This is a genomic window from Williamsia sp. z71, assembly GCF_059553375.1.
In genome coordinates this window covers 356,197-376,065 of sequence record NZ_JCANWX010000007.1, presented here as the reverse complement: position 1 = coordinate 376,065, position 19,869 = coordinate 356,197, and the positions used below count along the sequence as shown (strand labels likewise).

Annotated in this window: 19 protein-coding genes and 1 tRNA gene; 11 read left to right on the top strand and 9 right to left on the bottom strand. The window is 61.2% G+C overall.

Annotation, left to right across the window (positions count from 1 at the left end):
* Positions 1–194 precede the first annotated feature (194 nt).
* The 3 genes from AC51GR_RS19020 to AC51GR_RS19010 form a co-directional block, all read right to left on the bottom strand.
* Entirely contained in the window at positions 195–548 is a 354-nt protein-coding gene (locus AC51GR_RS19020; protein WP_496326199.1) for a hypothetical protein, read from the bottom strand.
* 685 nt (positions 549–1,233) lie between these two features.
* Positions 1,234–2,448 carry a MinD/ParA family ATP-binding protein gene (locus tag AC51GR_RS19015; RefSeq protein WP_496326198.1) on the bottom strand — a complete coding sequence of 405 codons (1,215 nt, stop codon included), beginning with the start codon at positions 2,446–2,448 and terminating at the stop codon, positions 1,234–1,236.
* Entirely contained in the window at positions 2,445–3,941 is a 1,497-nt protein-coding gene (locus AC51GR_RS19010; RefSeq protein WP_496326197.1) for a cutinase family protein, read from the bottom strand. The genes AC51GR_RS19015 and AC51GR_RS19010 overlap by 4 nt, the downstream gene beginning before the upstream one ends.
* Positions 3,942–4,312: 371 nt before the next feature.
* Here AC51GR_RS19010 and AC51GR_RS19005 point away from each other — a divergent pair, with 371 nt between their 5' ends.
* From AC51GR_RS19005 to AC51GR_RS18990, 4 genes are read left to right on the top strand one after another with little or no spacing between them, the layout of a single operon-like run.
* Entirely contained in the window at positions 4,313–4,978 is a 666-nt protein-coding gene (locus tag AC51GR_RS19005; RefSeq protein ID WP_496326196.1) for a hypothetical protein, read from the top strand.
* An 11-nt stretch (positions 4,979–4,989) separates the two neighbouring features.
* A complete protein-coding gene (locus AC51GR_RS19000; protein WP_496326195.1) occupies positions 4,990–5,403 on the top strand; it encodes a hypothetical protein in 414 nt (137 codons plus the stop codon).
* Positions 5,387–5,929: an ImmA/IrrE family metallo-endopeptidase gene (locus AC51GR_RS18995; RefSeq protein ID WP_496326194.1), complete on the top strand. Its 543-nt coding sequence runs from the start codon at positions 5,387–5,389 to the stop codon at positions 5,927–5,929. Before AC51GR_RS19000 ends, AC51GR_RS18995 begins: the two co-directional genes overlap by 17 nt.
* Complete coding sequence (locus AC51GR_RS18990) at positions 5,926–6,888, top strand: hypothetical protein (protein ID WP_496326193.1); 963 nt, start codon at positions 5,926–5,928, stop codon at positions 6,886–6,888. Before AC51GR_RS18995 ends, AC51GR_RS18990 begins: the two co-directional genes overlap by 4 nt.
* On the opposite strand, the gene AC51GR_RS18985 is transcribed toward AC51GR_RS18990, so the two are convergent.
* The 5 genes from AC51GR_RS18985 to AC51GR_RS18965 all read right to left on the bottom strand — a co-directional run bounded on the left by AC51GR_RS18985 (position 6,878) and on the right by AC51GR_RS18965 (position 10,763).
* Positions 6,878–7,714, bottom strand: coding sequence for a class I SAM-dependent methyltransferase (locus tag AC51GR_RS18985; RefSeq protein WP_496326192.1), 837 nt, complete (start codon positions 7,712–7,714; stop codon positions 6,878–6,880). The genes AC51GR_RS18990 and AC51GR_RS18985 overlap by 11 nt on opposite strands.
* Positions 7,715–8,246: 532 nt before the next feature.
* Entirely contained in the window at positions 8,247–8,990 is a 744-nt protein-coding gene (locus AC51GR_RS18980; RefSeq protein ID WP_496326191.1) for a TIGR02391 family protein, read from the bottom strand.
* A gap of 122 nt (positions 8,991–9,112) precedes the next feature.
* A complete protein-coding gene (locus AC51GR_RS18975) occupies positions 9,113–9,286 on the bottom strand; it encodes a helix-turn-helix domain-containing protein (RefSeq protein WP_496326190.1) in 174 nt (57 codons plus the stop codon).
* A gap of 140 nt (positions 9,287–9,426) precedes the next feature.
* Positions 9,427–10,377 carry an AbiTii domain-containing protein gene (locus AC51GR_RS18970; protein ID WP_496326189.1) on the bottom strand — a complete coding sequence of 317 codons (951 nt, stop codon included), beginning with the start codon at positions 10,375–10,377 and terminating at the stop codon, positions 9,427–9,429.
* 158 nt (positions 10,378–10,535) lie between these two features.
* Positions 10,536–10,763 (bottom strand): helix-turn-helix transcriptional regulator, encoded by a 228-nt coding sequence (locus AC51GR_RS18965; RefSeq protein WP_496326188.1) that lies wholly within the window; start codon positions 10,761–10,763, stop codon positions 10,536–10,538.
* Positions 10,764–10,878: 115 nt separating this feature from the next.
* Between AC51GR_RS18965 and AC51GR_RS18960 the strand changes: the two genes are divergently transcribed.
* Positions 10,879–11,445: a helix-turn-helix domain-containing protein gene (locus AC51GR_RS18960; protein WP_496326187.1), complete on the top strand. Its 567-nt coding sequence runs from the start codon at positions 10,879–10,881 to the stop codon at positions 11,443–11,445.
* A 97-nt stretch (positions 11,446–11,542) separates the two neighbouring features.
* Positions 11,543–12,754, top strand: coding sequence for a tyrosine-type recombinase/integrase (locus tag AC51GR_RS18955; protein ID WP_496326186.1), 1,212 nt, complete (start codon positions 11,543–11,545; stop codon positions 12,752–12,754).
* Between the two features lies 1 nt (position 12,755).
* Here AC51GR_RS18955 and AC51GR_RS18950 read toward each other — a convergent pair.
* A tRNA-Leu gene (locus tag AC51GR_RS18950) sits at positions 12,756–12,829 on the bottom strand.
* 151 nt (positions 12,830–12,980) lie between these two features.
* Here AC51GR_RS18950 and AC51GR_RS18945 point away from each other — a divergent pair.
* From AC51GR_RS18945 to gadC, 5 genes are all read left to right on the top strand, one after another.
* Positions 12,981–13,637: a TetR/AcrR family transcriptional regulator gene (locus AC51GR_RS18945; RefSeq protein ID WP_496326185.1), complete on the top strand. Its 657-nt coding sequence runs from the start codon at positions 12,981–12,983 to the stop codon at positions 13,635–13,637.
* Positions 13,638–13,661: 24 nt separating this feature from the next.
* Positions 13,662–14,849: an oxygenase MpaB family protein gene (locus tag AC51GR_RS18940; protein ID WP_496326184.1), complete on the top strand. Its 1,188-nt coding sequence runs from the start codon at positions 13,662–13,664 to the stop codon at positions 14,847–14,849.
* 161 nt (positions 14,850–15,010) lie between these two features.
* Entirely contained in the window at positions 15,011–17,335 is a 2,325-nt protein-coding gene (locus AC51GR_RS18935) for an MMPL family transporter (RefSeq protein WP_496326183.1), read from the top strand.
* On the top strand, positions 17,304–17,945 hold the full coding sequence (locus AC51GR_RS18930; protein WP_496326182.1) for a TetR/AcrR family transcriptional regulator: 642 nt from the start codon (positions 17,304–17,306) through the stop codon (positions 17,943–17,945). Before AC51GR_RS18935 ends, AC51GR_RS18930 begins: the two co-directional genes overlap by 32 nt.
* Before the next feature lie 269 nt (positions 17,946–18,214).
* Entirely contained in the window at positions 18,215–19,810 is a 1,596-nt protein-coding gene (gene gadC / locus AC51GR_RS18925) for a glutamate/gamma-aminobutyrate antiporter (RefSeq protein ID WP_496326181.1), read from the top strand.
* Positions 19,811–19,869: the final 59 nt, after the last annotated feature.

Sequence of the window (19,869 nt, the reverse complement as noted above, 5' to 3'; positions counted from 1 at the left end):
AGTAGGCAGCAACATAGGCAGATTCGAAACAGCCATCGCGTGTTGTCGCTGAGTGGTTCGCTGCGCCGATGCTCCCATGCCACGAGTCCTACTGCGGCCATCGCGGAGGACGCGAAAACTGCGAGGACGCACCAGATTCCCCAGCGAAGGAACTTGGCGAACATCTCTATGGTCTCGGGAGGCACCGCGGCGGCCTAACTCAACGCCAAGGTGTTGACGATCGTCACCACGACGCCGATCAGGACCGAAGACACCAACACCTTGACGAGGTGGGGCTGAGCGTCGCCCCCTCCGCCCTGACGCTTTTCCCATCCGAGAGTGACAGCCGCGTACAGACCGGCACATCCGGCCATGGCAACAACACCCCAGAAGAACCAGTTCATCAGGGTCTGAAACTTGCTTGACCCGGGCGGCGCTTCCGGGTTGGCCGGCCCGATGTTGCCGCCCCCTCCCGGATCGGCGGCAAGGACAGCGGCGCTAGCGTGATGAGCGATCTGCGAGTTCGTCGACAGTAGGTCATGGGCGGTGAGAAAGTTTTGAACGATCATGATGAGCGTTCCCTTCGGGCTAATTCACGAGCAACTGCGGCGATTTCGTCACCACAGCGCATGTATTCACTCGGTGGTTGTGCCTGAACACCAACCGTCTTCCGCCGGGCTCGACCCACTCGGGCGATGTCCCCCGGTCGCCAGTTCGGCAGTTCGTTGCGGGGTGTCTCACGCCAGTCCGGGACCCAGGGCAACGCCCAATGATGATTCACTGCTCGCACCACCACATCTCGGTACTTACGGAGATCCGCAGGCAACTTGCCGGGTGAATCCGGGATCGTGACCAACCCGGCGACGACCAGCTTTGCTGGAACTCCGCCGGCAGCCGCCTGGACGACCGCGTTGTGCGCCGCACGCAGCCCCGACAAGTGCGTCCGCGAGACAAGCACAACGACCGGGCTCTGTCCCGATATGGCGCTGGGCCACATTCTCCGAGCATCGCCCGAAGGAGTCAGGACCGTGGTCAGCGTCGACACACCCGCGCCGCCGTGGACACCGAGCCACCACCACAATGGCGACGCGGGACCGGATCCCGGAATTGGCGGGATGAGACTTGGCCACACCGCGATCCGATCCTCGGGCGAAGGTAGCTGCGCCCCAGCGCGTGGAACGGCCAGTCGTTCGTGGTCCTGAAGGTTTGACAGCTCCGCTTGATGCAGATCGATTGGCTCCTGGCGGGCGGCTGTCATCGTTCGGCCCTGCCGTACCGCCGCTGCGCTGCTGCCGGGAAATCGTCGGCGATGGTTGCTGCCAAGGCCCGCAGGGCTTTGATGGTGGAGGGTGCGAGGCGGTCGAGGAGGACCTCTTGGCCTTCGGCCAGATGCGGATCGAAGGGGACTGTCAGCACTGCACGGCATCGGCGGGAGAAGTGTTCCTCGAGTTCACGAACGTCCACGCTCGACTTGCCTGGTCGGTTGATGCAGATCACGGTCACCGCCCTCGCGACCAGGTCCGCGTGCCCGTTCTGCTCAAGCCACTCGAGCGTGGCCTCTGCTGATTGGGCTCCATCGAGTGCGGGCGGCGTCACCAGGGCCAGTGCGTCGGCTTCGTCGAGTACTCCGGTCATCGAGCTGTGCCGGATTCCTGTGCCGCAATCGGTCAGGATGAGTTGGTAGTACTCCTCGAGGATGCGAACGGTGCGTCGATAGTGGTCTTCTGAAAATGCTTCGGCAATTCGGGGATCGCGGGGTGACGCCAAGATCTCAAACCGTGAGGGTGCCTGGTTGGTGTAGATGCGGACATCTGCAGCGCGGGTGATGTTCTCGTCCGCAAGCAAATCGCGGACGGTATACGAGTGCTCGGATCGGATCCGGCTACAGAGCGTGCCGAGGTCAGGGTTGGCATCAATTCCGATGACCCGATCCGGGCGTACTGCGGCGAACACCGAGCCGAGCCCGGCCGTGGTGGTGGTCTTGCCCGACCCGCCCTTGAGGGACAGCACGGCCAGTTTGTAGTCGCCCCTGATGGTTTGGCGGATACGGTCGTTCGTGATGCGCCATTCAATGTCGGCGGGCGATTCGCCGGGATTGATGGCCCCCAATGTTGCGCGATGAACCGCTCGCCGCCAGCCCGATGCCGGGGTGGGACGTACGCGCACTCTCAATAGGTCGGTGCTCAACGTCCCGGTCAAGGGTTGCGACTGCGATGCCTGGAGTGGCTCATGCACGAACTTCTGTGTCGCAGACGGGGGTACGTCGGCATGTGTGACCGGCTGCTGGTGCTGTTGCCCGGGGACGGTTGCGAACGGACGCAACGGATTAGGTGCTTCGGGTACCTCCCGTTCCTTCGCTTGAGCGTGGTCGACGACCGCTGATGTGGAGATTGTTGCCCCGGCCTCGTGGTCGGCGGGGCTGTCGGGGATGTGCGCGGAACCCCACCAGTCGTGATGCTGCTGCGTCATCGCACCGTCTCCGTTTCTGTCGTTGTTCGGGTTGGGGCGGACGTCGAAGCCGAAGGAACCGAGGTTGAGGTCCGACGTGTTGTAGAGGCCGGGGGCGATGGTGGCGCCGAAGAGGTAGGCAGTAGGGACGATTCCGGTGTCGACACGGTTGCTGGGGCATAAGTCGGTTCGAACAGTCCCGGTAGCTTCGACGTCGTTGACTCACGGCTTGCGGCGCGGGCCGACGTCTCGTCAGCCCCGGCCCTTTTGGCGAGTAGATCCTGAAGGACAGCGTTGAACCACTGCGCTACGAATGCCGTTGATGGGGCCCCGGCCGGAGTAGCGACGTTCGAGGAGTAGATGCCGTGCATGCGCACGGTGTCCCAATACCGGAGATCGGTGGCCATCTTGACCAGACCCGCGTTGTCGGTGACGCCGGCCTTGAGTTCATTGAAAATCGATTGCTGCACGCCGTTCAGGATTCGATTCGGTGGGTACGTATCGGCGATCGCGCCGATGAGCTGTCCACCGAAAAGTGCAAGTGCTGCAGCGGGGTTTGCCAAACCGACAGTCGCGAGGGAGACGACGTTCTGGGGTGTGATCACTTTTCTTGCCACAGTTACCGCAGCACCAAAGCCAATCGTCCCCAAGCGCACGAGTGCGGAGTATGGATCGGCGGGGGCAGTGGGATCAGAACCCTCGGCGGCGTAGCTCAGCAGAGACTTGTCGCTGTTGACCGGTTCGCCGGCCAAGAACTTCTCCACACCGCCGTCGTTGATGAAGTTCGACGACGAGCGAATCACCGTCCCACCGATCGCCACCGCGGCGTCTGCCAGAATCGTCTGGGGATCTTCGGCGTCGAGATGCATCTGACCGGCAATGTTGGTCACTAGTCGCGCGATCGGCGCATCTGCCGGTGTGGAGCACGCCATATCGCCTGTGGCGCAGGGGGAGTAGACCCGCCCGTCGAGCTCACCGAATGTTCTGCCGTCCGACGGCGCAATTCCTCCGCCCTCGGCGGGTGGGGTCGGATTGACCTGCAGTTCAGAAACATTCGTACCATTGGTGCCGGGAGCGGGATCGGGAGTTGTCTGATTCGGCGAGCGGCCCGGGAAGTTTGCTGATCCGGGTGCTCGGCCGGGATCAGAGAACAGTGCTACTCCGACCACCCGGTCGGCCGGAACGGGCCCGGATCCGGAACCGATCGCCTGGGCGACCAGCCGCGCAATCTGAGCGCCTTGGCTGTACCCGGTGAGCCCGAAGTCGGTATCAGGGCATCGGTCCGCGAACGACTTCAACATCTCGGTCGCGTTCGACTCGCCAGTCCGAACGGACTCTTCGTAGGTAGCGTCTTCTCCAGGCGTCGCGCCACCGAAGGATGCCGGGTACGGCACGTACTGGCGGGAGTAGGTGCCCGGATCAGCGGCAGTGCCTGCGCCGATGGTCACCCGTGAGAGAAGTCCGGTGTCGAGGTTCGGATCGATGTCGGAGGATGACTCACTTGTTCCGGACACCGCCAGGACATGCAGGACTGGACACACGGGGAACTGATTTGGCAGGGCGCTGACCGGAGCAACCGCGATAGGTGCAACAGCCACCACCGCTGTTGCCGCGATCGCTGGGCTAGCCCAGCGCGGCCAATGTCTCTGACTTGAGAACATCTCGGACCCCCGAGGTTCGGATGGCAAGCCCCTGTTTCTGTGAGTCCGACCATCAAATAAACGACGTAGAGCCAACATAAGACAGTCATAAGACATTTACAAGCATTAAAACCGTCCGAGGTTTTGTTTGTTGTGTGTCTTGTGGTGTTCTTGTGAGGTCTCGATCCGGCAAAACATCAACTACGGTGCAGCATTGACTACGGAGTTTGGGATACGGTTTTGCTATGTCCGCTGTGCCCGGCAACCTTCACAGACTCGCGAACGCAGTCCATGAGCGGCGACGCGAACTCGCGTTGACGAGGACCGAGGTGCACGAAAAGGGTGGCCCCGCCGATACGACGATGGCGCGCATTGAGAACCCCAGCCCGGAGACATCCGCACCGCGCCCAACGACATTGAGACGGTTAGACCTGGGTTTGTCGTGGCCCGAGGGCCATGCCGCGAAGATTTTGTACGGTTCGGCGCAAGCGGTTGAGGCCCCCGAGGCCCAGGACCTCACCGATGCACTTTCGTTCACAACGATGGAAATACCCGTATCGATCATCCAAGACATCGTTCAGGCCGCGTCCAAGGTGGTCACTGCGCTCCCAGATGGTGGCGCCGAGGACCTGAAAGCCTGTGTTCAGCGTCTGACCGCCATCTATGCCACCGAGGTGCTCGAACGCGTCGGAGGCCCTGGTACAGCGCGAATTCCTCTCATCGACCTCACGTTCCGCGAGCTGCTGGACACGCCATTGGCTCCACCAGGAGACCCCGTGCGCACCGAGCAGCTCTACCGGCGCTGGCTCGCCGGAATGCTCCCCGAGGATGAAAAAGATCTTTCTGATGCTTTTATGACTCGCTGGAAGGCTCGGCGGAGATCTATTATCCTTCGAGAGGAGACCAACTGAGGGGGGTTCAGTTGACCGATTCGTTGCCTTTGGAAGTACGTATCGAAAGACTGCTGCAACTCGCGAAGTGTGTGAAGCAACCAGCCACTTCTCACGACGTATCCGAACACGTCACAAAGACACTTGGCCGACCCGTATCGCCAGAGACCGTCGACCAATGGTTCGCAGGCGAGCAAGTCCCGACCGAAGCAGAGCGCAAAGCGATCGCCGAGGTCTGCGGGTTCGCCGGCGACTCGACGGCATACATCGCAAGCGACGACCCGAATAAGTACGTGCCGATACACCAGCAGATCGGCAATCTGTTAGAACTCGCGCACAACACGACCGGATTGATCGCCCTGCGTGCCTCTGAGAAGCCGTTGTCCGATCGCGCGCGGCAAGATCTCGCTGACCTCGCGAACCGCGCACATGACGAGCAACAGTGACCCGCAAAAGATAGCGTCCGCGGCGCTGGCCGAAGTTTCGTTCCGGCGCCCGTGGACAATCGAGGCTGCGATCGCCGCCCTATCGCTCGATCGCCAACGTCCGATCACAGTGCACCAGCTTCCTGTCAGTCTCGCTGAAGCCTGCTCGGGTCTATGGATTCCACGATTGAACACCGACCAGATCTATATCAGGCAAGATCTGACTGACGTGCAACGCGAAGTAGCCATCGCTCACGAACTCGGGCACATACTCTTGCAGCACACACTGTCTGACCGTGAGCGCGTCGACTACCTGGCTTTCCTTTTTCCCTCGGTACCCCAAGTGGTGGTCGGCAATGTTTTCGCCCTGCCCTGCGCGATGGCCAGGTCGAACTACGAGCATCCATTCGAGATGCAGGCTGAGTGGTTCGCCCGACTGATGGTGGCCAAGGCAGACCAGTATCGGGACGTGATAATTCCGGACCGAGCAACCGAGTCGGAACGTCGTTTGCTCCAGAAGGCGGCTTCAACCTTTGGTTGGCCATGACGTCCGCGCTGACCGCGGGCGTGTGCATCCTCCTGATAGTTGTTGCTGTACGGCGTCTCTCGCGGCCGCCCCGCGACCCAACACCGACATTCTGGGCCTACACGCAGGTCTGTCTGCTGTTGGGTGCCGGAAAACTGGCCCGAACGCCGCATTTCACCGACGACGTCATCAACCCGGCTATCGAGAGAGCTACGGGATTGTCGAACGTGATGACCCTGGTGGGCATGACGCTCGCGGGCTGTGCCGCGGTGCCGGCCGTGATGTTGATGTGGGCGTTCACCGGACATGAAGTTCGATACCGTCTGTGGATTCCTTCGCAGATTGCGATCGTGACGGCTATGTCATTGACCTATGTCAGCTCGCCGATCGCCGATATCCCCAGCTCGTACATCACTGCTGATATTCCCTTTACGCCAATGGTTTACGCGTACTGGTCTGTGTTCTTGGGTTCCATTGGCGTCGCCGGTGCCGTCAACGCGGTGATCGCCGTTCGTGCGTGTTGCGTAGTTAGGCGAGGGCCCTTTGCCATGACGCTACTCGGCTGGGCGGGCACCGCGGCTTTGGTCTGCGTGTACGCGGTGAACAAGGTCGTCGATCTCGCGCTCACCGACGTGAACGCCGATGGCGGCTGGTATTCCGCGCATGTGCGATCCGTTTCGCTGGTGCTCGCGCTTTTGATCGTGGTGGCTGCGACCGCGACTGTGTTGATCTATCCGGTTGTTCGACTGCCTCATCGATGGCGTCGCTTCGAGGTCCTTCAGCGGTCTGCTGACGCGTGGGGCGAGGCGCGGACGCAGTTCCCGGCATTCGTCTTACCTGGCACGGGTGCTGTGCCGACGAATCAGTGGCAATGCTGGAAGGCCGCGAAAGACCCGGTTTCCGCATACAACTTGCAGGTCGAGATCGCGGACGCCGCAAACGCGGCGGCGAATCACCCACCAGACCGGATCATCTTTTGACGGCCCTGATCAGCCACGCGATTTCGCGTCCTGGACCTTCTTCAATGTCGTAGGGGATCGTTCGTCCCAAACGTTGCGCGGCGGCGGTGAAGGTTTCCGCTTCGGTGTCCCATCCATACCCATCGAGCCACGCAACGGGTTCGGTGACTGCCGACTTGAATCCGTACCCCGAGTTCTCTGCGGCGGCGGCCATCTCGCGGGTCTGCGCTTCGATGAGCGCGCCGGCGCCGAAGTGCACGGCCAGTAACTCACTGTTCGGCGCGCTCTGGTCCGTCACGGTTTGAATCAGCTGGGCGACAGTCTCATCTGAGAAATAGAACAGGACGCCTTCGATGAGCCAGGCGGTCGGGGTGCCGGGGTCGAAGCCGGCGGTGGTCAGCTCGTTAAGCCAGTCACCCTCGAGGTCCCCACCTCGCGGACGCCAGTCGACTCCGATGGAGACTCCATGCTCGGCGAGTGCCTGCTTCTTGTAGGTGATCACTGGGAGCTGGTCGATCTCGAATACGACGCAGTCTGCCGGCAGTGCGAGTCGTGCGGCGCGCGTGTCCAGGCCGGATCCGAGGATGACAACCTGGCGGACTCCGTTGGTGGTCGCCTGGAGAAGTGCTTGGTCGAGGAACTGCGTTCGAACAACGTTGGACTCGAATAGTCTTTGCCCAGTAACTTGTTCGAGTTTGAGCGATCGAAGGTCCAGCCCGGAACTATCGACCAGCAATGCTGCGAACGGGTCGTAGATCAGACTTCCGTCGCGTTCGGACTCGAGCGCTCGCATCTTCGCCGTCAAGACTGCGGTCGCGGAAATGTTGCCGACCTCGAAATTACCCATTTGCCCCTCCCAGCTGGAGTTCTCTGGGCGACTGTACATATTACCGCGTGATAGCGCCTAAAGACTTGCGGCTCGGTGCGGGTTGGCGAGCTGAGCTGCGGTGGCAATTTACTTGATCACGACGTGACCATACAACCCTTGGTCAGCAATCAAGGAGGACCCCTCGGACAACGAATCGGCAAGTTACACAGGGAGAACGACAGTGGCACCACCGAATGTGTGCCGCATCAGCGGCAGTCCCAACCCTGATGACCGCAGCTACACCGGCCTCGTGGCCACTCCGGTCGAGCCACCGACGGCACCGGCGTACTCGAATGTTCTTCCATCCAATGGCGGCGCGCCGGGCGCAAATTCGCGCGAAGTCGGTTAGCGCAGCAGACAATTGATGGACCTGGTCACTCCGTGGCTGAGCGATTCGCCGGAGCGTTTTGCTCTCATGCACGGCGACTTGGCCACGTCGATCGAGAGGGTGCCGGTGATCACGGAGACGTTTTGGAGTCTCTCGAGCAACGGCATATCGCCTGATGGGCGGCTAAGCCACTTCGATGTCGGCCTGGTCCACCCACCGGGCGAACAGGCTTAGCGCTGCGAGCTGTTCGAGCGCAGTCTGTTCGTCGAGTTCGATCTCGTCGTTCGGCAGGTGACCGAGGGGGTTTCGGATTGCGCTGAAACAGCCGGCACCGAAAGATCGTACGCCTCGTAGCATCGACTCACGGGTCTCGTCCTGGACTATTTCGGAGAAGCGTAGGCGCGGTTTGGCGGGCTCTGGCGACTTGTCGCTGAAGACTTCGTTGACGAGTTTGAGATCAGAGAGGTCGCGCCGCTGGACCTTGGCTTGAATCTGGGAATTGACTGCTTTGGCGGCCGCGGACACGGCTTCGTGGCGTTGGCCGAGTGACCATTGCGGCTCTGCGGCCCTCCAGATGAGGTGGTGTAGGGACGCCGCGGTGAGTCGGGGCGACATGTCCCCACCTCCTAGGCGTGCTGCCACCTCGTCATGTGAGTTGAGGCGCGCAAGTAGCTTGCTCGCGGCATCCCGCTCCGCCCCGAATTCAAAGTTTCTGTTTGGCTGATTCTCGGATCGCCACTCGGGGTAGAGGCGGGTGAAGATTGGAACCAGGGTCTCCGTGAGTTCGATTGCGCGGGCTCTTCCGCAGGCTGGTGTTCGGCGAGCGGTCATAACGTTCGAAGCTGACCGGTCTACGGGTGGAGTCTCTTTGATGAACTCGTTGAGCCGTTCTTCTACCCATGGGACGTCAACGCCTTCGAGATTCACGAGGCTGATGCTAGTTGGACCGCCAGTCTCTCGATAGAGGCCGGACGTATGACGCTAGATCACCGTTGTCGCCGGGTGGTACCGCGCCGATCGGGGGGGTGAGCCTCGTCATCGCCAGCAGCCTAGACCTCGAACCGCTTGAGAATGGCCGCGAGGTGCTCGTCCGTGTAGCGGAGGTGCCGGCCGAACTTCTGGTGCGGGATACGCTCAACGCGGCGTTCCTTGACGATCCAGGTCAGTGGAAGGTTGAGGCGCTCGGCCGCTTCGGCTTCGGTGAAGGTGAGTGGGTTGTCCACATTCAGTCCTTCGGGAGGTTGCGAGCGTCCTGCGTGGATGGCGCTTACGCCTACCCCACAACCATGGGCGGAGAAAGGACAGTCCCAGTTCCTCTGCTGAGCGTCTACGTAGCCGAGGTATACGGGTCGGAGTAGCTAGGCTACGGGGCGCCAATCGCGCCGATGGCCAACTCTGTCCCGTGTTCGGCCGCTGCCACTAGTAGGGCCGAGCCGATCCGCCTCGCGGTACGCACAAGCACACCAGAGCGCCGTTGGACAACTTCTGGATCCGGATTTTCAGCTGAAACCGCTTCCTCGAACGCTTCGACTGCCTGTTCCGCGTCGTCCCGGTCGCCTGGATCCGCGATACTCCCGAGGCTTTCGCGCATGTCGCGGATCGTAGACGCTAGGTCGGCCGAGAGAATTCCGTTGTTAATCGTCTGTGTTTGAGTGGTATTGACACCCTGGCCGATGACACCCGAGTTGTTCTGCACTTCGAGCGAGTACTGATCTTGTGATCCGTAAACATGAATCTGGACTGCCGCATCCACCTGTCCCTTTGAAGGTAGCGCGGCGGGAGGCGCGTCCCGGGTCATGTCGGCCACTAGTTCAACGAGCGTGGTGCGAACAGTCCCCACGATTCCTGCGATCGTCGCTGTGGTCGGTCGATAGTAGATTGCCAGTACATCCTGAAATAGCGGAAGCTCTTTACTCCATAGGCTTGCAACTGCAGGGAAGTTTGGTAGCCCGATCCTGAGCGAGTCTTCGCCCTCCGCCATCTTCGAAAGTTCGTCAATTGTCTGCCTGAACTCAATTTCGTTCGGGACGTACTCTCTGAGTTTTTCAGGCATCTGCAGCCGACTAATCTGCTGACCTTGCGCGTGATAGTTACCGCTTTGGGAGTCGACGAAGAGCGGAAGTGGGAGTCTTCGGTAGGAGGGGACCTCATCGCCATCCGCGTAGCCCCTCAGTTCCCGCCCTGCCCACTCACGTAACTGAACTGACTCTGTGGAGGCGCCCAGGATGAGGCAGGTCCGCAACAACCCACTGAGCGACTCTGTTTCGTCGAGGATTCGGTTTCGAAGACTGTCGAGCACACTAGGTTCGGCCATGCTCTGGACCGTATGGCAATGGTCATCCCCTGGTCATACGACACGCATCGATGGAATCAAGAGCAATTGTTCGGACCACACTGGAACGCCGCCTGAGCTGCAAGAACCACTTGCTACGACTCCTCCTGATCGACAGGGATCGAGGAAGTTTCTGACTCTCAATCCGCAGTTTGTTCAGCCGCGACGCTCGGGTAGTCGCCCCGCCGGGTTGCTCGCTCTTGTGCTTCCAGCCAGCGCTCGATCTCCGTGCGGCGGTACAGCACTCGAGAGCCGGCGCGAAAGGACGGCGGACCCTGGTTGGCGTGCCGCCAGTACCTCAGGGTGGCCGCGGGCAAGAACGGCCACTGTTCGGTGACTTGCGTGGTGGTAAGGAACTCCTCGGACATCTGCTCGCTCCTCGGGTGGATGCTTGTTTGATTCAGCTGCGTATGGCGAATCGTTCTTGAATCAATTCGAGCGTGGCAGTTGTCGGTGATGCTGTCAAGCATTAAGATCGCAATTATGAATCAAGGCAACGTAGGTTCAGCGGGCCGGACCTTCGCGGTGGCGTTGCGTGAAGGTCGTCAAGCGCTCAGCCTGACCCAACGCGCGCTGGCGCAGAAACTGTCCGAGTTGGGTGTGTCGATTGATCAGGCGTCCATCGCTCGTATGGAGAGCGGTCAGCGTGAACCGCGGCTTTCTGAAGCTGTGGCGATTTCAGAACTTCTGCAGTTCGACGTTTTGCAGCTCGAGTATGAGCATCCGAACGTGAGCTATTACGGAGCGATGCAACAGGCCACCCAAAAATTCTTCGAGGCGCGGTCTGCGCTTGCCGAATATCTCAACTCGGCGAAACATGTTGCAACGCAATACAAGCTGTGGGAGTTGCAAGATCCTTCGAGTGATGACGATGGGGAGTTCCTCGAGCACTCGCAGACGCTCGCCGGCCACGAGAAGGCTCACGGCGCTAGCCCGGTGGATTGGCGTGAGTTGGATTGGGAATGGTGCCTGCCGTACCTCTCTGGAATCTTCGACGGCTTGGCCCCGTCATCGGTCCGGTTCGACTTGCGCGGCCGGGATGAACGGTAGTCCCGGCCAGAAGACCTGCTGACTTTCAGGATGGCTGACGATGACGGCTAAAGGTTCCCGTGCCTCCTCGAGGCGACGTCGCAACCGTCGAGCCGGAGTGCAGGACCTTTGGTTCACTTCTGACAAGAAAACGCGCACAAGTCGTTACGGCCGCGGTTTGCGTTGGCGCGCGGTCTACGTGGACGGAAGCGGCGGCGAACACACGAAGGCGTTTCGCACCAAGGCTGACGCCCAGGGCTGGCTCGACGATACGACCGCGGCCGTCGTCTCTGGGACCTGGGTCGATCCGCGGAAAGGCAAAGAGCGCTTCGCTGTTGTAGCGGAGCAGTGGCTGCTCAGTAAGGGCGGGCTCAAACCGAAGACGACAGCGGGTTATCGGGGTTTGCTGGACACTCTCGTGCTGCCGAGGTGGGAGGACGAGCTCCTGGACTCGATTGATTTCATGTCTGTGCAAACTTGGGTCAACGGACTCAGCGCTACCGGTGGAGGAAATAGATTCGTTGACCGTGGCCTGTCTCCATCGCGGGTGAGGCAGGCTCACCAGCTGTTCTCAGCGATTCTCAAGTTCGCCGTGAAAGGTGGTCTGCTGGTGCGCAACCCAGCAGAAGGCGTCGAGCTGCCGCGAGTGGTCGACGCTGAGCAGGTGTACCTCAACCACGGCCAGCTTCAATCGCTGGCGGAGGAATGTGGCCGCTTCCAATCGTTGATCTTGGTGCTCGGATACTGTGGTTTGCGCTTCGGTGAAGCAATTGCACTGCGCGTCGGGGACGTGGATCTTCAGAAGGCGCGTATCCGCGTGCGACGCTCGGTTACCCACGTGGCGGGTCGCGGAATGCTTGAGGGGCCTACGAAGAATCACGCGGCACGAACGGTGCCGGTTCCGTTGGTCGCGCTGGACCCGCTGCGCAGCCGGATCGGGAAGCGATCGAACGCAGAGTTGGTCTGGGCGCCGCTCGGCGAAACACAGTGGACGACGCTCGGCGCCGTCCGGTGGGTGTTTGATCCCGCGGTACGCAGGTGCGCGAGCAGAAGTAGCGACTTTCCGATGCTCACGCCGCACCAACTACGGCATACATGCGCGTCGCTTGCGATCAGTGCTGGAGCGAACGTGAAGGTCCTCCAAACGCTGCTCGGCCATAAGACTGCGACGATGACCTTGGATCGGTACGGACATCTCATGCCCGACGATCTGGACGCAGTTTCAGTCGCAATGGACGCCGCTGCTCGGCAAGCTGCGTACCGTCTGCGTACCGGCGATGTCCCGGCGGATCGAGATGAAGGAAAAAATAGCCTTTACCTGCGACAATAGGTGCCCCCAGTGGGATTCGAACCCACACTTGACGGATTTTAAGTCCGTTGCCTCTGCCAGTTGGGCTATAGGGGCGTGCTGTGAAGCCTGATCAGAATCTCATGGACGGCCACGGCACATGCGACACGGGTTCCCCGTCGGGGCGAGTTGGGCAGGTCGGTGCCACATTGTGGGAAGGTCGGTGCCGAGACCTAGGACTTTGTACCCTGATGGCAAGATGCCACGCATGTCGGAACCATCCGCCCGCCGCAGCAGGGGGCGACCACCGGGACCTGGTGTTGACCTCGACTCCCGTCGTGAAGAACTGCTCGACGCTGCAGAGGTGGAGATCGCCGGGCATGGTTCAGACTTCGGACTGGCCGGTGTGGCCAAGCGTGCGGGGTTGACCCGATCCGCGGTGTACGCGGCGTTCGCCGATCGTGATGACCTGTTGACGGCACTCACGCGTCGTCACGCCAATCGGATCACCGCGGATATGGCCGCGGTGCTCAATGAGGTCAAGGATCCGCGAGTTCAGACCCGGGCGACGGTCGATGTTCTCGCGCGCTGGATGGAGGACAATCCGCAGCTCTCAGCCGTTCTGGCGCCAAGAATGCAGGCCGGCGTCGGGGATTCCCAGGTCACCGGGTTCCTGGAATACATCTTCGATATTGCATTCACCCAGATCGACGGGAACCGCCGAGCGGCCGCGCCGTGGGCACGCGCCGTCATCGGTGCGATCTGGACTGCGGTGCAGTGGTGGAGTGAGACGCGCACGATGGAACGCGGTGAGCTCGTCGACCATGTGACCGACCTGATCTGGGAGGGTTTCTCGGGCGTGGGCGGCGCGGCGGTCTCGTTGCCCGATGTGCACGCCCCGAAACGTGACCGACCGGGTTCTTGACGACCTGCACATTTAAAGACCACGATGTTCTTTGTGAGGGCATCAGAGATCACCGGTGCGGCCAACTGGGATTTGGTCCGGTCTCGCCACCCCGAACTGGTTGACCAACTCGACCGCGGCCTGCGTGAAGGAGATCCGCTTGCTCAGGCGGTCATCGCCGAGATGCGCGAGCGGACCGAATACGGTTGGGCCGACATCCAGAAGACTCTCGACGATCCCGTTGCCCGACTGACAGATGCCCCACCGTGTCTGCGTGCTCTGCTCGACGCGGCTTCGGAGGTGCCGCCGTGGTTCGACCCGGCCCTGGCGCATGCCGGTGCGCGCGCCTGGTGGAAGTTCGGGACGTTGCAATCGAGCACGCTCTACCAGTCGCTGATCTACGGCTATCAGGCTCCGGGCTTCGTTCGTCCACTGGTCGTCACCGGCCAGCTGGCCGAGAACACGTACGACCGGGTGCTCAGCACCGGACGGTGGGTCGCCCTCGCGACCGCACCCGGGCAGATGGTCCCGGGAAACGAAGGCTGGTCGAACACGTTGCGCACCCGGCTGATTCACGCCATGGTGCGAGACCACATCGCATCATCGGGGGAGTGGGACGAGGATGCCTGGGGAGTGCCGATCAATCAGACGTATACCGCACTGACGATCGGTGCAGGCTTTTGCGCATTGCCGATGACGATCGCCGGGGACTTCGGGATCCAGTACTCGGCCGCCGAACGTGAGGCGATCACGCACATGTGGCGGTGGATCGGCCACGTCATCGGAGTGGGCGAGGCGCTGTTGCCCGTCAATTTTGCTGCGGCGCAAGACCTGTTCGCGGTCGGTGCCGAGTTCGACCTCGAACCCGACGAATGGTCGAAGACCTTGACCCAGGCGCTGTTACGCGAGGGGTATCGGCTGGACCTCCCGTTCGTCCCCACCGTCGTGACCACGATGATGTCGATGATGCTGCGGCCCATGTTGTCGATGTCGTTCTCGTCCATGTCGACCCGGTGGGTGGAGAAGCCCGTGGCCGGCAAGATGGGCTTGCGCCGAACGCCGCTGCATCACGTTGTCGAATTGATGCGTCCTGCCGTCCGCCTTCGTGAGGTCATCCGGGTGATCGGATTCCTGGGCGACGAAGAACGGGTGGTGAATCGCGAGATGCGGGCGGTCATGCGAGGTTTGGGTATGAGTGCCGACGAGATCCGGATGATCGGATCCGCGGCCTGAGGCTCCGTCGGCGGCGTAGGACCGGCGCTCGCTGGCAGCGGGCATGCCATTTGGCAGAGAATTCGCCCACCTGTTTTGCAAGGCTAGAGACCATTGACCATCATAAGATAGGGCTGTTAACTTAACGACAATCACTTGAGAATCCCCGGAAGGATGTCCCGGTGTTGTCGTCACTCGCTCGCGGCGTTATCGCGGCGCCCAAACGTGTCCTGGGTGGCGCGCTGCTCATCTTGATCATCTGCGGGGTTCTCGGATCGTCCGTTGCCGGAGAACTCGCGGCCGGTGGCTTTCAAGATCCGAATTCGGAGTCCGCCAAGGCAATTTCGATATTGGAGGACGAGTTCGGCCGCGGCGGGCTCCAGGTGGTGGTGCGCCTGTATGAAGCCGACACCACCAACATCGCCGACAGCGACGAGGCCAGGGCAGCAGCCGATGCGATCATCGCCGAGCTGGAGGACATGGAATTCGTTCAGCGCCCGATCATTTCGGCCTGGACCAACCCAGAGGCGGCATCGGCCCTGGTTTCTGCCAACCGCACCTCGGGACTCATCGTCAGCACGGTATCGGGCGGGGATCGCGATGCCGCGGGCAACGGGCAGAAGATCGAGGACCGGTTCACCGCTCCCGCGTTCGCCGATCAGTTCCCGGATATCGATGTCCTGGTCGGCGGGCAGGCGCTGGTGTACTCCCAGGTCAACGAACAGACCAGCCGAGATCTGTTCATCGCCGAAGCGGTGGCGATACCGATCAGCTTCGTCCTGCTGATCTGGGTGTTCGGCGGGCTCGTCGCAGCGGTATTGCCCTTGGCGATCGGCATTTTCGCGATCATCGGAACGACGGCAGTGCTCCGCGGATTCACGCTCTTCGCCGATGTGTCGGTGTTTGCGCTCAACCTCACGACAGCACTGGGGTTGGCGCTGGCCATCGATTACACCTTGCTGATCATCAACCGGTACCGCGAAGAGGTCCACGCCGGCCAGGAACGCAACGAGGCCTTGGCGATCACCGTGCGGACGGCGGGGCGCACCGTGCTGTTCTCCGCGGTGACTGTTGCCTTGTCGCTTGCCGCGATGGGGATCTTCCCGATGTACTTCCTGCGATCGTTCGCCTATGCGGGTCTGGCTGTGGTCGCCCTTGCGGCCGCCGCCGCGCTCGTCGTGGCACCGGCGCTGATCGTGTTGCTGGGCGACCGGATCGATTCCCTCGACGTGCGCAAACCCATCCGCCGAATGCTGCGCAGACCTGAACCCCGGATTCTCGAGCCCGAGGAATCGATGTGGTACCGCAGCACGCGGTTCGTGCTGCGCCATGCGGTTCCGGTGGGGCTGGCAGTGGTGGCGCTGTTGTTGGTCCTGGGTGCGCCGTTCCTCGGCATCAAGTTCGGATACCCCGACGATCGGGTGCTGCCGTCCTCGGCGACGTCCCGGATACTGGGTGATGAACTACGCAATGACTACTCGCAAAACGCCTCTGCTGCAGTCAATATCGTCATTCCGGACGCGGCGCGGATGGGTGATGACGAAGTGGCCGGCTACGGTCGAGAACTCTCCCGGGTTCCGGATGTCACCGCGGTGCTCACGCCGGTCGGGACATTCGTCGACGGCCAACGTGCGGGTCCCGGAGGCGCGGATATGGCGACCGGAGACGATGCGTTCGTCACCGTTTCCTCCACGGTCGATCCGTTCTCCACGCAGGGCTCCGATCAGCTCGACGCCCTGCATGCCGTGCCGACGCCCGAGGGGATCGACCCACTGTTCAGCGGACTGGCCCAGTCCAACCGCGACAACGTCGACAGCATCATCGATCACCTGCCCGAGGTGTTCGCGGTCATCGTCGTCACCACGTTCGTGCTGCTGTTCATGCTGACCGGGTCGGTGCTCCTGCCGCTGAAAGCGCTGGTACTCAACGTGTTCTCGCTCAGCGCCACGTTCGGTGCCATGGTCTGGATCTTCCAGGAGGGCCATCTGGGTGGCCTGGGCAGCAGTACCACCGGAACCCTGATCGCCAACATGCCAGTGTTGATGTTCTGCATCGCCTTCGGGTTGTCGATGGACTACGAGGTATTCCTGTTGTCGCGGATCAGAGAGGAATGGCTCAAGTCCGGCAGAACCCGGGCCGACAGTGATCGTGCCGTTGCCCTCGGAATCGCCCGCACCGGCCGGGTGGTGACGGCCGCGGCATTGCTGATGGCAGTGGTCTTTGCCGGTATCGCGTTCTCGCAGGTCTCCTTCATGCGGATGTTCGGCGTGGGGCTGGCCTTGGCGGTCCTGATGGACGCCACCCTGATTCGGATGTTCCTGGTTCCTGCCTTCATGAAGGTCGCGGGTCGGGCAAACTGGTGGGCGCCTGCGCCACTGCGTAAGTTCCACGACCGCTTCGGTCTGAGTGAGGAAGGTGGACATGACAACCGAGCGACTTCGGAGGCGGAGATCTCCACGCGGCTCGGGGGAACAGTTGCGAGCGGAGATCCTCGCAGCGGCAACTGATCTGCTGCTGGAGACCGGCGACGAGTCGGCGGTGTCCATCAGGGCGGTCTCCGATCGGGTGGGGGTCTCACCGCCGTCGATCTATATCCACTTCGCTGACAAGGACACGTTGATCAGCGAGGTCGTGGCGAACTACTTCACGCGGCTAGATGAAGTCATGCGCCGCGCCGGCGCCCAATACGAGGACAGCTGGCAGGCCGCGCATGCGCAAGGGCTGGCGTACGTGCGTTTCGCGGTGGAAAACGCCGAACTGTATCGGGTCGCGACGATGAAGCAGTGTCCCGAAGGAACCGATGCGGACGCAGTGCTCGGCGAATCGGCATTCGTACATTTCGCCCAGACCATCGAGCGGCTGATGGACGAAGGGATCATCGACAAAGGTGATCCGACACCGGTGGTACTCGAATTCTGGACAGCCGCACACGGCGTCGCCGCACTGATGATCGCCAAACCGTATCTGTTCACCGATGACAACTACGACTTGGCCGAGCGGGTGCTGACGGCTGTCTCCCTCGGTCGGGTTACCAAGGATCTGATCGGCGGTCACGTAGGACCGCTCAAGGTTCGGAAGTTCATTGATGAGCAACGCCGGATGAACAAGGACGATTGATCACTCGGAGTCAGGCGGTGCAGGAGGGCTTCGGTGATGCGAGAAAGTGACTTAGGTAAACATTGCAATCAACCAAGGTAAAGGCCGCCCGCAAATAACTCGCTCTGCGAGAACACTTCAGTGCCGAATTGCCGGTTTTGTACGTATTTCCATTACCTGTCGGTGTTTCATTTTTGAGATTGTTGGTTTTGGGCTGGGATACGATTGCGTTGCCATCAGGAGATGCGCACTCGGTGCATTTTCCGATTCTTGATGAGTGAGGAACAGATATGACTGCTCCCAAAGCTCCTCCAAAGACGCTGACACTATTCGGATTCTTTGCGATCACCGCGTCGATGGTCATGACCGTCTACGAATACCCGACATTCGCGACGTCTGGTGTGAGCCTGGTCTTTTTCCTTCTGCTCGGTGGTTTCTGCTGGTTCATCCCGGTGGCGTTGTGTGCCGCGGAGATGGCTACGGTCAAGGGTTGGGAAGAGGGCGGCATCTTCAAATGGGTCGGGGCGACACTGGGTGAGCGATTCGGATTCGCGGCCATCTTCTTTCAGTGGCTGCAGATAACCGTGGGATTTGTCACGATGATTTACTTCATCCTCGGTGCTCTTGGCTATGTCTTCGACTGGGATCAACTCGACGAGGTTCCGTGGATCAAGTTCGTCGGGGTGTTGGTGATTTTCTGGTTGCTCACGTTGAGCCAGCTCGGTGGCACCAAGTACACCGCCCGGATCGCGAAGACCGGCTTTGTCGGCGGCGTACTCATCCCGGGAGCTGTCCTGATCATCTTGGCCATTGCATACCTCGCCACCGGTGGTAAGTCGGATGTCGAGATCAGTGCCGACAAGCTGGTGCCGGACTTCAGTGAGATCTCCACTCTGGTGGTGTTCGTGTCATTCATCCTGGCGTACATGGGGGTTGAGGCCAGCGCCAGTCACGTCAACGAAATGGTGAACCCGAAGCGGGACTACCCGTTGGCGATGTTGATGCTTGTCATCGCCGCGGTGGTCCTCAACACTGTCGGAGGCCTGTCGGTTGCGGCAGTTGTGCCCGAGAGTGAACTCTCGCTCAGCGCCGGCGTGGTCCAGACATTCTCCGGGCTCCTCGAACATTTCAGCCACAGTCTTGTCTGGCTTGCGAAAGTGCTGGCTGTGATGCTCGCCGTCGGTGTCATGGCCGAGGTGAGCGCCTGGGTTGTCGGCCCGGCCAAGGGCATGTACGTGACTGCCCAGAAAGGCATTCTGCCCAAGTCGATGCGCAAGGTGAACAGGGCCGACGTCCCGGTCAACTTCGTCGTCGTGCAGGGAGTGATCGTCTCGGGTTGGGCAGCGCTGCTCACCTTTGGTGGGGGCGCGGGCAATGTCAGTTTCTTCACCGCGATCGCCTTGACCACGGTCATTTACCTGGTCGGCTATCTCCTGTTCTTCGTCGCATACATGGTCCTCGTGGTGAAGAAGAAAAATCTGGATCGCGCCTACCAGATTCCCGGGGGCACAGTGGTCAAGCTGATCGTCGCAGTGGTCGGCTTCGTCGTGTCCGGATTTGCCCTGGCCATCAGCTTCGTCACCCCCTCGACACTGGCGAAGAGATACGACACGGAATACACCGGCATATTGGTCTGCGCGTTCGTCGTCGCCGTATTGCTCCCATTCGTTATCTATGCGGTCCATGACAAGAAGGCTCATCCGCACTTTGTCGAGCCGATTCGGCAACGTCATCCCGAAGTCAACAAGTTCGTCCCGCCGATTGCCCGTGGTGAACACCTGATCATGACCGCTGGTGAGGATGTGCTGGATCAAACCGATACCGCCAGGGACAACCCGGATGGCCACACTCCATCCGCGGCAGCGGCCGACACGAGCCGCACATGACTGAGGGGCAGGCGAGCTCACCAACCATGAACTATCTGAACCGCTTTCTGAGGGAGAGT